This window comes from Streptomyces sp. NPDC002669 (assembly GCF_042889165.1).
Lineage (GTDB): Bacteria > Actinomycetota > Actinomycetes > Streptomycetales > Streptomycetaceae > Streptomyces.
The window spans coordinates 12,639-25,165 of the sequence record NZ_JBIAQQ010000043.1 but is presented as its reverse complement, the minus strand read 5'-3'; the positions used below and the strand labels follow the sequence as shown (position 1 = coordinate 25,165).

At 74.6% G+C, this 12,527-nt stretch carries 7 protein-coding genes; all 7 read left to right on the top strand.

Annotated elements, in window-relative coordinates; all coding sequences use genetic code 11:
- The first annotated feature begins 3 nt into the window (after positions 1-3).
- The 7 genes from ACFYW1_RS36705 to ACFYW1_RS36675 are packed head-to-tail and all read left to right on the top strand — an operon-like array spanning position 4 to position 12,526.
- Positions 4-1,311, top strand: coding sequence for a cytochrome P450 (locus ACFYW1_RS36705; RefSeq protein ID WP_389003668.1), 1,308 nt, complete (start codon positions 4-6; stop codon positions 1,309-1,311).
- Positions 1,308-4,847 (top strand): amino acid adenylation domain-containing protein, encoded by a 3,540-nt coding sequence (locus ACFYW1_RS36700; RefSeq protein ID WP_389003665.1) that lies wholly within the window; start codon positions 1,308-1,310, stop codon positions 4,845-4,847. The genes ACFYW1_RS36705 and ACFYW1_RS36700 overlap by 4 nt, the downstream gene beginning before the upstream one ends.
- Positions 4,844-8,008, top strand: coding sequence for an amino acid adenylation domain-containing protein (locus tag ACFYW1_RS36695; RefSeq protein ID WP_389003662.1), 3,165 nt, complete (start codon positions 4,844-4,846; stop codon positions 8,006-8,008). Before ACFYW1_RS36700 ends, ACFYW1_RS36695 begins: the two co-directional genes overlap by 4 nt.
- A 28-nt stretch (positions 8,009-8,036) precedes the next feature.
- Entirely contained in the window at positions 8,037-8,831 is a 795-nt protein-coding gene (locus tag ACFYW1_RS36690) for an ABC transporter permease (RefSeq protein WP_389003658.1), read from the top strand.
- Positions 8,832-8,838: 7 nt separating this feature from the next.
- The gene (locus tag ACFYW1_RS36685; protein ID WP_389003655.1) at positions 8,839-10,230 is read left to right on the top strand and encodes an MFS transporter; all 1,392 of its coding nucleotides are present in this window, start codon (positions 8,839-8,841) and stop codon (positions 10,228-10,230) included.
- A 7-nt stretch (positions 10,231-10,237) separates the two neighbouring features.
- A complete protein-coding gene (locus tag ACFYW1_RS36680; protein WP_389003652.1) occupies positions 10,238-11,557 on the top strand; it encodes a cytochrome P450 in 1,320 nt (439 codons plus the stop codon).
- Positions 11,558-11,563: 6 nt separating this feature from the next.
- A complete protein-coding gene (locus tag ACFYW1_RS36675) occupies positions 11,564-12,526 on the top strand; it encodes an ATP-binding cassette domain-containing protein (protein WP_389003649.1) in 963 nt (320 codons plus the stop codon).
- Position 12,527: the final 1 nt, after the last annotated feature.

Here is a 12,527-nt window from a genome sequence, read left to right as displayed (position 1 = left end):
CCCATGTCCGAAACTCCCCCGTTCGAAGGCCGGCCTGCGGCCCCCCCGGCGGCTCCCGGACAGCCCATCAACGGCAGCGGTCCGGGCGTGTGGGACCCGGAGTTCTTCCAGAACCCGTACCCCACCTACGCCTGGCTCCGGGAGAACGACCCGGTCCGCGGCATCACCTGGCCCGGCCCGCCCGGCCACGCCTGGCTCGTCACCCGCTACGAGGACGTCCACGCGGGGCAGGCCGACTCCCGGCTGCGCCACGACCTGACCGCCTTCATGGCCGAGCTCGGCATACCCGAGCCGCCCGCCATCGGCGGTGACGTGGCGCGGCTGCTCGGCCGCAACCTGACGCTGCTGGACGCGCCGGACCACCCGCGACTGCGCGCGGTGCTGTCGCGGTTCTTCACCAAGCGGCGCATCGAGGGCATGCGGCCCCGCATCGAGGTCCTCGCCGACGGGCTGCTGGACGACCTCGCCGAACGGGCCGGCGACGGCCCCGTCGACCTGATCCAGGACTTCGCCTGGAAGCTCCCGCTCACCGTCGTGTGCGAGCTGCTGGGCGTCCCGGCCGAGGACCACGAGCTGTTCGGCTACGGCACCGACGCCTCCCGCGACCAGGGCGCCACCGGCGAGTACGCGGCCGGGGCCGTCGTGGCCGTCGAGCGGCTGCGCGCCCTCATCGGCGAGAAGCGGGCCAACCCCGCCGACGACGCGTTCACCTCGTTCGTCCGGGCCCTGGACGCGGGGGAGTTCCTCGACGAGGACGAGGTGATCGCCCAGGCCATGCTGTTCGTGGTCGCCGGTCACGAGACCACCGTCGACCTGCTCGGCAACGGCATCCACGCCCTGCTGAGCAACCCCGACCAGCTCAAGCAGCTCACCGCCGACCCGTCGCTGGTGACGAACACGGTCGAGGAGGTGCTGCGCTACTACCCGCCGACCGACATCGTCACGCCGCAGTACACCGCGGAGCCCATGGCCTTCGGCGACGTCGAGGTGGACCGCCACCAGATCGTCATCCTGTCCCGGGCCTCCGCCAACCGCGACCCGGAGCGCTACCCCGACCCGGAGCGCTTCGACATCACCCGCAACACCGCCGGCCACCTGGGCTTCGGCCACGGCCCGCACTACTGCGTCGGCGGCATGACCGCCCGCATCGAGGGCCAGACGGTCTTCAACCGGATCTTCGAGCGCTTCCCGGACCTGCGGCACGCCGGGGACCCCGGGCAGGTCCGCTGGAAGTCCAACCCGGTCGCCCGCGGCCTGGTCTCGCTTCCCGTGGAGCTGGGCACGCCCCGCCGGCCGGGGAAGACCGCATGACCGGGCCCGCCGCCGGACCGGGGAACCTCACCCCCGACGAGCTCCACCGGCTGCTCGTCGAATGGAACGACACCGACCACAAGGTGGTCGAGGCCACGCTCACCGAGCTCTTCGAGGCCCAGGCCGCCCGGACCCCGGACGCGCCCGCGGTCGCGCACGGCTCCACCGAGCTCCGTTACGCGGAGCTCGGTGAGCGGGCCAACCGGCTGGCCCGGCTGCTCGTCGGGCGCGGGGCGGGGCCCGAGCGGTTCGTCGCCGTCGCCCTGCCCAAGTCCGTCGACCTCGTCGTCGCCCTGCTGGCCGTGATCAAGGCCGGTGCCGCCTACCTGCCGCTGGACCCCGGCCACCCCGCCGAGCGGATCGCCGGCATGCTCGCCGACGTGGCCCCCGTGGCGCTCGTCACCGACGCCGCGACCCTCGGCGCGCTGCCGGAGACCGCCGCCGCCCGCGTCGTCCTGGACGACCCGGCGACCGCGGCGGAGCTGGCCGGGCAGGCGACGGGAGACCTCACCGACGCCGAGCGGACCGCGCCGCTGCGCCCCGCCAACCCGGTCTTCGTCATCCACACCTCCGGATCGACCGGCCGCCCCAAGGGCGTCGTCGTCGAGCACCGCTCGCTCAACGTCTACCTGGCCTGGGCCAGGCAGGCGTACGGCGCGGTCACCGGACGGGCCCTGGTGCACTCGCCCGTCGCCTTCGACCTGACGGCCACCGGCCTGTACGCGCCGCTCACCGCGGGCGGCTGCGCGCACCTGGTCGAGCTGCACGAGGGCACGGCACCGGACGCCGCCGAGCTGCCCGAGGCCACCTTCGTCAAGGCCACCCCGACCCACCTCGCCCTGCTCGCGGCCCTGCCCGACGCCTACTCGCCCACCGGGCAGCTGGTGCTGGGCGGCGAGGCCCTGCTCGGCGAGGCGCTGGACGAGTGGCGCGCCCGCCGGCCCGACGCCACCGTCGTCAACGAGTACGGGCCGACCGAGACCACCATCGGCTGCATGGAGTACCGCATCGAGCCGGGCGACGCCGTCCCGGCCGGCGTGGTCACCATCGGCCGCCCCATCTGGAACACCCGGCTCTACGTGCTCGACGAGCGGCTCGCCCCCGTGCCCACCGGCACGGTGGGGGAGCTCTACATCGGCGGCGAGCTGCTGGCCCGCGGCTACCACGACCGGCCCGCCCTCACCGCGGGACGGTTCGTGGCGAGCCCGTTCGCCCCCGGCGCGCGCATGTACCGCACCGGGGACCTGGTGCGGCGCCGGGACGACGGACAGCTGGACTTCATCGCGCGGACCGACGACCAGGTCAAGGTCCGCGGCTTCCGGATCGAGCTCGGCGAGGTCGAGGCCGCGCTCACCGGCCTGCCCGCCATCGCCGCGGCCGCGGTCTCCGTGCACGAGGAACGCCCGGGCACCAAGCGGCTGGTGGCCCATGTGGTGCCCGCCGACGGCGCGGACGCGCCGGTGGACGCCGAGGCGCTGCGCACGGCCCTGGCCGCCCGGCTGCCCGAGTACATGGTGCCCACCGCCTTCGTCGAACTGGCGGCGCTGCCGCTCACCCCGAACGGCAAGCTCGACCGCAAGGCACTGCCCGCGCCCGGCGCCGCCGCCCCGGTGGGCGGCCGTGCGGCGCGCGGGGAGCACGAGCGACGGCTGTGCGAACTGTTCGCCGAGGTGCTCGGCGAGCCGGAGATCGGCGCCGACACCAGCTTCTTCGCCGCGGGCGGGGACAGCGTCGGGGCGTTCACCCTGGTCAAGAAGGCCCGCCTGGCCGGGATCGGCTTCGGCACCAAGGACGTCTTCACCTCGCCCACCCCCGCGGCCCTGGCCGCGCTCGCCGTACCGGTGCCCACCGGTGACGGGGAGGGCCGGACCGAGGCCGCCACCGCCCGCACCGACCTCGCCGGCCTCGCCGACGGACTGCCGGACGGGACCGAGGCGCTGGCCGTCTCGCCGCTGCAGGACGCCATGATCCGCCGGGCCGCCGCGGGCACGGGCCCCGGCCCGTACACCGACCAGTTCAGCTTCCCGCTCTCCGGGGCGTTCGACCCCGAGGTGATGCGCCGGACGCTGGCCGTGCTGCTGCGCCGCCACCCCGCGCTGCGCGCCGTCTTCCGCACCGGCCCGGACGGCAGCCCCGTCCAGCTCGTCGCGGGCGCGGCCGAACCGGTCCTCCACGAGGTCGACCTCTCCGGCACGGAGGGGGAGGAGCAGCAGCGGGAGCTGGAGCGGCTGCTGCGACAGGACCAGGACACGCCCTTCGACCTGGCCGAGCCGCCGCTGGTGCGGTGCACCGCGGTCAAACTGGCCCCGGACAGCTGGCGGTTCGTGCTGAGCCTGGCCCCGCTGCTGCTGGACGGCTGGTCGCTGCCCCTGGTCATGGGCGAGCTGTGGATGACCTACATGATGGGCGGCGACGAGGCCATGCTGCCGCCCGTACCGCAGGACCCGCCGCAGCGCGAGTACGCGGGCTGGCTGGCCGGCCGGGACACCGCCGCGACGGAGGACGCCTGGCGCGTCGTCCTGGAGGGGCTGCCCGCCCCGGCGCCGCTGGTCCCCGCCGCACCGGCCACGGGCCGGGTCACCGTCGTGGAGACCACGTCCCTGCTGCCCGAGGACGTCACCACCGCGCTGGTCGCCCGCGCCCGCGCCCACGACCTGACCCTCAACACCCTCGTGACGGGTGCCTGGGCACTGCTCCTGGGCCGGCTCACCGGCCGCGAGGAACAGGTCTTCGGCGTGACCGTGGCGGGCCGCCCCGCCGAGCTGCCGGGCATCGACCAGGCGGCCGGGATGTTCATGAACAACCTGCCGGTACGGCTCGGCTGGCACGGCGGCGAGCAGGTCCTCGACGTGCTCACCCGGCTCCAGCGCGGCCAGGCCGGCCTGATGGCGCACCAGCACATCAGCCTCGCCCGGCTCATGGACATCGCGGGAACGGACGCGCTGTTCGACACCCTCGTGGTGTTCGAGAGCCAGCCGACCACCACGACCCCGCCGCCCCCGCCGATGCCGGCGGGCGCACCGATGCCCGGTGGCCCCGGCGCCCCGGAGGGAATGCCGCCGATGCCCGGCGGCCCCGAGGGAATGCCGCCGATGCCCGAGGGCATGCCCGCCGGGCCGCCGATGCCGATGGGGCCCGGTGCTCCCGGCGCCCCGGAGGGGATGCCGCCGATGCCGGGCGGTCCCGCGGGGCCCGGCATGCCGCCGATGCCCGAGGGCGCTCCCGGTGCGGACCTGCCCGCCGGGCCGCCGATGCCCATGGGCCCGCCGATGCCCGGCGCCCCCGGCATGCCGCCGCACCTGGTGCAGATCCTCGGCATGGAGGCGCACGACGCCGCCCGGGTCCCGCTGCGCTTCGCGGTGGCGCCCGGACCGGAGCTGGGCATCCTCGCCCAGTACTGGAGCGAGGCGTTCGAGCCGGGCCGGATGGACCGGGTACAGGCCCAGTTCCTGGAGGTGCTCACCGCCTTCGCCGAGGGCCTCGAACGGTCCGTCGACGACACGATGACCACAGTGACCGGAGGCACCGGAAGATGATTCCTCCCCTGTGCGTACCCGAACTGTTCCAGCTGCGGGCGGCGGCCGATCCCGAGGCCGCCGCCGTGGTGGGGGAGGACGGCGTCCTCTCGTACGCGGAGCTGAACGCCCGCGCCAACCGGCTGGCCCGGCTGCTGATCTCCCGCGGCGCCGGACCGGAGAGCTTCGTCGCCGTCGCCGTGCCGCGCGGCAGCGACCTGATCGTCGCGCTGCTCGCCGTGGTCAAGGCGGGCGCCGCCTACCTGCCGGTGGACCCGAACTACCCCGCCGACCGGATCGCGTACATGCTCGACGACGCGCGGCCCGCCCTGGTCGTCACCTCGGCGGCCGTCGCCGGACGGCTGCCGGTGCAGGACCCGCTGGTGCTGGACGACCCCGGGACCGCGGCGGACCTCGCCGGGCAGGGCGCCGACGACCCGACGAACGAGGACCGGCTCGGGCCGCTCCACCTGCCCTGCCCGGCCTACCTCATCTACACCTCGGGCTCCACCGGCCGCCCCAAGGGCGTCGTCGTCACCCACATGGGAGTGGCGAGCCTGCTGACCGCCCAGATCGACGCGTTCGACCTCGGGCCGGGCAGCCGGGTGCTCCAGTTCGCCTCGCCCAGCTTCGACGCGGCGTTCTGGGAGCTGTGCATGGCGCTGCTGTCCGGCGCCGCGCTCGTGGTGGCCCCGGAGGAGCGCCTCGCCCCCGGCGAACCGCTCACCGAACTGCTCACCGAACGGCGGGTCACCCACGCGACCCTGCCGCCCGCGGTGCTCGCCGCTACCTCGCCCGAGAGCCGGGCCCTGGCGGGCGGCTGCCTGATCACGGCGGGCGAGGCGTGCTCCGGCTCGCTGGTGGCCCGCTGGGCGCCGGGCCGGCGGATGTTCAACGCCTACGGCCCCACCGAGTCCACGGTGTGCGCCACGATGACCCGGCCGTACTACCGCACCGACCTCGGCAACCCGCCGCTGGGCTCCGCGATCGTCAACACCGAACTGCTCGTGCTGGACGCGCGGTTGCAGCCCGTCCCGGCGGGCGGCACCGGTGAGCTGCACCTCGCGGGCCCCTCGCTGGCCCGCGGCTACCTGGGCCGCCCCGGGCTCACCGCCGAACGCTTCGTCGCCCACCCGACCGGCCGCCCCGGCGAACGGATGTACCGCACCGGGGACCTGGTGCGCCGCGGGCACGACGGCACGCTGGAGTTCCTCGGCCGCGCCGACCACCAGGTCAAGGTCCGCGGCTTCCGGATCGAGCTCGGCGAGATCGAGGCGGCGCTCTCGGCCCATCCCTCCGTCGCCCACGCCGTGGTCGCGGCGCGCGAGGACCGGCCCGGGGTGCGGCGGCTGGTCGGCTACGTGGTGCCCGCGCAGGGCAGCACGGACTCCGCGGAGCTGCGCAGGCACCTGTCGGCCGGGCTGCCCGCCCACATGGTGCCGACCGTCTTCGTCGAGCTCGAATCCGTACCGCTGACGCCGAACGGCAAGGTGGACCGGGCGGCACTGCCCGCCCCGGACCTCGCCGCCGCCGCCGCGGAGGGAATCCTGCCCCGCACCCCCGCCGAGGAGCAGCTGTGCGGCCTCTTCGCGGAGGTGCTCGCACTGCCGGAGGTCCGCGCCGACAGCAACTTCTTCGCCCTGGGCGGGGACAGCATCTCCGCCTTCACCCTGGTCCAGCAGGCCCGGACCGCGGGACTGGCGCTGACCGTCCAGGACGTGTTCCGGTACGGCAGCCCCGAACAGCTCGTCGCCCGCACCGAGCCGACCGACCGCACCGCCCGCGAGGAGTTCGCACCGCCCGCCGCCGACCTGGCGAAGGTCGCCGAGGGCTGGCCCGGCCACACCGCCGTCCTGCCGGTCACCCCCATGCAGCACTCGCTGCTGGCGGCCGCCCGCCGCGAGACCGGCACCGGCCGCGTCCTCCAGGACTGCTGGTACTTCTGGCTGGAGTTCGAGGGAGAACTCGACGCGGACACCATGCGGCTGGCCGCCGAGGCCCTGCTGCGCCGCTACCCGGAGACGACCGCCGCGTTCGCCCACGAAGGGCTGCGCCGCCCGCTCCAGGTGGTGCCCGGCGAGTTCGAACTGCCCTGGTCCGAACACGACCTGGGCGACCTGCCCGAGGACCAGCAGGACGAGGCGTTCGAGAAGCTCGCGGCGGCGGAGCAGGACCGCCCGTTCGACGTGGCACGGTCCCCGCTGGTGCGTTTCGCCCTCGTCCGGTTCGGGGAGCGGCGCCACCGGCTGCTCATCGGCTTCAGCCAGCTCCAGATGGACGGCTGGTCCTTCCCCGTCTTCCTGGACGACCTGTGGGTGCTCTACCAGCACCGGGCCGACGACTCCGCGATGCCCCCGGCGAAGACCGGAGGACCGTACACCGACTGGCTGACCGGACGGGACCGCGCGGCGGCCGAGGACGCCTGGCGCACCGCGCTGGAGGGCCTGCCGGGCCCCACCCTCGTACGGGAGAGCGACCCCGGCCACCACGAGGGCGCACCGCACGTCCAGGACCTGGTCCTGCTGCCCGCCGACGTGACCCGGGCCCTGGGCGAACGCGCCCGGGAGCACGGCCTGACCCTCAACACCCTGGTCCTGGGCGCCTGGGGCATCGTGCTGGGCGGTCTGACCGGCCGGCAGGACACCGTCTTCGGCTACACCGTCTCGGGGCGCGCCCCCGAGGTGCCCGGCATCGAGCACGCGATCGGCAGCTACGCCAACCTGCTGCCGGTCCGGGTCCGCTGGAGCCCCGGGGCGCCGCTCACCGAGGTGCTCACCCGGCTCCAGGCCGAACAGGGCGCGCTCATCGCGCACCAGCACCTCAGCCTCACCGACATCGAACGGACGGTGGGCCTGCCGGAGCTGTTCGACGCCACCGTCGCGGCCCAGAACTACCCGGTCAACCGCCCGGCGTCCGAGGCGCTGGGGGCGGCCGCGCTGCCGCCGGAGGGCGCGGCCCGGATCGTCGGTGTACACACCCACGAAGTCACCCCGCACACCCTGCGGTTGTCCTTCCGCGTCGACGAACAGCTCTTCCTCGCCCTGGAGTACCGGGGTGACCAGGACGTCCTGGCCCGGATAGCCGGACAGGTGCGGGAGCTGCTCACGGCAGCCGCGGCGGACCCCGCCAGGAGCGTGGAGGAACTGCTCGCGAGCGGCTCCTCCGAAGGACGGAACCCATGAGCCAATCGCGTACCGAAAGGTCGATCCGATGAGTAGTGCTGACATGCTGATGGACACCCGGCTGCTGGTCGGCCGGCAGATGCGGCACCTCAAGCGCGGGCCGGAGCGGGTCGTCCCCGTCATCATCACCCCGCTGATCCTGGTCCTGCTCAACGGACTGCTGATCGGCAGCGCGATCGTGGTGCCCGGGGACGGCAGCTACAAGGACTTCATGATGGCCGGGGTCTTCGCCCAGGTCGCCATGCTGGGCATGTCCAACGCCCAGAACGGCCTCAAGGAGGACCTGCGCAACGGCCTGGTCGACCGCTTCCAGTCGCTGCCGATCGCCCGGTCCGCCGCCGTCGTCGCCCGGTCCGTGGCCGAGCTGCTGATGATGTTCGTCGGCTGGCTGGTGATCGCCGGGGTCGGCCTGCTGATCGGCTGGCGGATGCACGAGGGCTTCCTGCGGGGCATGGCCGGCATCGGCCTGATGCTGCTGTTCGGCTACCTGTTCATCTGGCTCGGCATCCTGGGCACGGTCTCCGGCCGCAACCCGCAGTCCTCCGGCATCGGTTCGATGATCGTCATGCCGATGCTGTTCCTGTCGCCGGCCTTCTTCCCGATCGACAACCTGCCCGGCTGGCTCCAGACGGTCTGCGAGTGGAACCCGTTCAGCTCGGTGGTCGTGGCCTGCCGTGAGCTGTGGGGCAACCCGAACCCGATCGTGACCGGCGCCTTCCCGGTCGAGCACCCGGTCCTCGTGGCGACCCTCCTGCCGATCGCGCTGCTGATCCCGGTCATCCCGCTGGCCGTCCGCCGCTACCACTCCGTGGTCGGGCGGTGAACCTGACATGAGGGTGTCCTCCCCGGTCGGCCGCTGGTCGGCGGCCACACTGGCCTCCCTGCTGGGCGCGCAGATCTTCCACGTCGTGCTGGCCTGGTCCGTGCTGCGGGTGTCCGGCCCGATGTCCGCCGCGGTGGTACTGGCCCTGGGAACGCTGCCGCGCATCGCGATGATGACCGGCCTGACCGCCGGTCTGGCGGCCCGGTTCGCCCCGCTGCGGCTGGCCCCGGGCGGCGAACTCGTCCGGGCCGTACTGGCCCTGGGCGCCGCCGCGGTACTGGCCGCCGGCACCCTGGACTTCACGGCACTGCTCGTGGCGAGCGTGGCCTTCGGTCTCGTGGAGGCCGTCACCGAACCGGGGACCGGCGGCCTGCCCGCCCTCGTGGCGGGCCCCGCCGACCAGCAGCGGATGCAGACGCTGCGGACCACGCTGTTCCGCGCCACCGTCGTCCTCGGCGGTCCCCTCGCGGGCCTGAGCGCGCTCCTCGGCCTGTCCACCGCGCTGATCGTCAACGCCGCGGTGTTCGTGGTCTCCGCCGCCGTGTTCGCCCTGCTGCGGCCGCTGCCCGCGGACCCCTCCGCACCGGCCGGTGCCATGCCGGGCCCCGGCGGCATGCCCGGCATGGCCGGCCCGCCCGGACCGGACTCCCTGAAGCTCGGCGAGGCCCTCGCCCTGCCCGGTGTGCGGGCGGCGCTGATCTGCACGGTCCTCATCGAGCTGGGCTGCCCCGGCGCCTTCAACGTCGGCACCCTGCTGCTGGCCGACCACCGCGGCTGGGGAGTGACCGGGTTCGGCGTGCTCGTCGGGGCCGTCGGCCTCGGCACGGTGGCCGCCGCGCTCGCCCCGTCGTTCGCCCGGCGGCTGCGGGGGAGCGGCATGGGCCTGATCCTGGCCTGCCTGCTCACCGCCGCGGCCATGGCCGGGTTGTCCTGGGCGCCGAACCTGCCGGTCGCGGCCGTGCTCACCGTCGTGATGGCGCTGACCGCGGCGGCCGCCTCGGCGGCCACCCTGGGCGTCCTGTTCAGCGGCCCCCGGCCGGAGGCCATGGGCATGGTGATGGGCACCGTGATGGCGGCCGGCGCGCTCGCCGCACCGCTGTCCTACCTGGCCGTCGGCGCCGTCGCCCGCGGCTGGGGCCCGGCCCCGGCCCTCCTCGGCTGCGCCGGCGCGCTGACGGCCGCCGCCCTGGTCGGCCTGGCCGACCGCTCCCTGCGCACCGCCACCGCGCCGGAGATGCCCGCGGGCCCCCCGATGGGTCCGCCGCCCTCCGGCCCGGACGACCCGGCCGGAACCGCCCCGGCGGACCCGGCCGCCGCGACCTCCCCGACGGGCGAGGCCCCCGCGGCCGACCCGTCCCTTCCCGACGACACGGGCCACCTGTCCGCGAAAGGAGCGTGACCCCGACGTGTCCGACACGACCCCCGCGACGAACCCCGGCCCGGCCCCCGAGCCGCCCGTCGCCGGCCGGCGCGCACCGCACCCCGACATGCCCACCGACATGCCCGACGAGCAGTCCCTCGTCTACGGGGAGGCCATGCTGGCCGACCCGCACGCCGTCTTCGCCCGGATGCGGGAGGAGAGCCCGCTGCACCAGGACGTGATCCAGGGCGGCGGCAAGGTGTACGTCCCCACCCGCTACGAGGACGTACGGGCGCTGCTCGCCGAACCCGGGCTGCTGCGCAGCTTCGCCGTCGAGGACCCGGACGCGTTCCAGGGCCACATCGGCAACAGCGACCCGCCCCGGCACACCCGGCTGCGCAAGCTGACCGGCAAGGCCCTCACCCCCAAGCGGGTCGAGCGGCTGCGCCCCGCCGTGGAACGGCTGGCCGACGAACTGCTCGACGGCCTGGCGGGCCGCGAACAGGCCGACATCGTGCAGGAGTTCACCCACCCGCTCGCCGAGCTGGCCGGGGCCGAACTCCTGGGCATCGACGCCGAGGACGCCGAGGAGTTCCGCACCTACTGGGACGACATGGCGGCCTTCCCCGACAGCACCGGTTTCCCCGAGTTCCAGGCGGCGACCGAGAGTCTCGGGAAGCTGTTCGCGAGGATCGTCGAGGCGCGCCGCGCCACCCCGACGGACGACCTGGTCTCGGCGCTGGTGCACGCCCGCGTCGGCGAGGACCGGCTCAGCGACGCCGAACTCGTGCAGACCAGCATCTTCCTGGTGATCGCGTCCAACAAGACCGTCTCCGCCATGCTGGGCAACGCGGTGCTCGCCCTGCTGGACCACCCCACCCAGCTGGAACTCCTGCGCTCCCGGCCCGACCTGCTGCGCGGCGCCATCGAGGAGTGCCTGCGCTACGAGGCCCCGGTGTCCCTCACCAACCCGCTGCGCGCGGGCGAGGCGCTGTGCACCCGGGGACTGGACCTGGCCCCCGGTGACCTGGTGCAGCCCGCGCTCACCGCGGCCAACCGCGACCCGCGCCGCTTCCCCGACCCCGAGCGCCTCGACATCACGCGCCCGGTCGGCGGCCACGTCTCCTTCGGGCACGGCATCCACATGTGCCTGGGGGCCCAACTGTCCCGGATGACCGGCGAAGTGGCCCTCGGGCGCCTCGTGCGGCGCTTCCCGGAACTCCGGCTCGCCCATGGCGACCACGACCGGGACGTCCGCTGGTCCCGGGAACACATCATGCGGCGGCTCACCTCGCTGCACGTCGGCCTGGGCGCGCCCGCGCCGGCCGGTGGCACCACTCCAACCGAGACATCCGACGGGAGCTGAAGCGACGTGAACGCCGCCATCGAGGCGCAGGGACTGCGCAAGCGTTACAAGGGCCACCAGGCCCTGGACGGTGTGGACCTGACGGTCGAGTCCGGCACCGTCTTCGGGCTGCTCGGCCCCAACGGCGCCGGCAAGACCACCACGGTGCGCATCCTCACCACCCTGCTGCGCGCCGACGAGGGCCGGGCGAGCGTGGCCGGGTACGACGTGGTGCGCCAGGCCAACGACGTACGCGCGCGGATCGGCCTGACCGGCCAGTACGCCGCGGTCGACGAGCGGCTCACCGCCCGCGAGAACCTCATCCTCGTCGGCCGGCTCTACCGGCTCGGCAAGCGCGTGACGGCCGAGCGGACGGAGGCCCTGCTGGAGCGGTTCGAACTCACCGAGGCCGCCAACCGGCCGCTGCGCACCTACTCCGGCGGCATGCGGCGCCGCCTCGACCTCGCCGCGAGCCTGATCGGCCGGCCGCCGCTGCTCTTCCTCGACGAGCCGACCACCGGTCTCGACCCCAGCAGCCGGCTGGCCCTGTGGGACATGATCCGCGAACAGGTCGCCGCCGGGGTGACGATCCTGCTCACCACCCAGTACCTCGACGAGGCCGACCAGCTCGCCGGCCGCATCGCGGTCCTCGACGAGGGCAAGGTCATCGCCGACGGCACCCCCGACCAGCTCAAGCGCAAGGTCGGCGGCGAATGGCTGGAGGTGACCGTCAACACCCCGGCCGAGGCCCACGACGCGGTGCGCGCGCTCTCCTCGGCCATCGCCGGGGAACCGACCGTCAGCGAGGACGGCCTGAAGATCTCCGCGCCGGTCGCCGACGGCATGCGCTCCATCGCCGCCATCGCGGAACGGCTGGACTCCGCGGGCGTCGAGGTCGCCGACTTCGCGCTGCGCCGCCCGTCCCTGGACGACGTGTTCCTCACCCTGATCGGCAAGACGGCTGCGGTGCGCGAACCGCAGCCCGCGTGAG

What these genes read in the sequence shown, in the direction of transcription:
- ACFYW1_RS36685 (WP_389003655.1), top strand. Translation starts at nt 8,839, where the DNA reads ATGAGGGTGTCCTCCCCGGTCGGCCGCTGGTCGGCGGCCACACTGGCC.
- ACFYW1_RS36695 (WP_389003662.1), top strand. Translation starts at nt 4,844, where the DNA reads ATGATTCCTCCCCTGTGCGTACCCGAACTGTTCCAGCTGCGGGCGGCG.
- ACFYW1_RS36705 (WP_389003668.1), top strand. Translation starts at nt 4, where the DNA reads ATGTCCGAAACTCCCCCGTTCGAAGGCCGGCCTGCGGCCCCCCCGGCG.
- ACFYW1_RS36690 (WP_389003658.1), top strand. Translation starts at nt 8,037, where the DNA reads ATGAGTAGTGCTGACATGCTGATGGACACCCGGCTGCTGGTCGGCCGG.
- ACFYW1_RS36700 (WP_389003665.1), top strand. Translation starts at nt 1,308, where the DNA reads ATGACCGGGCCCGCCGCCGGACCGGGGAACCTCACCCCCGACGAGCTC.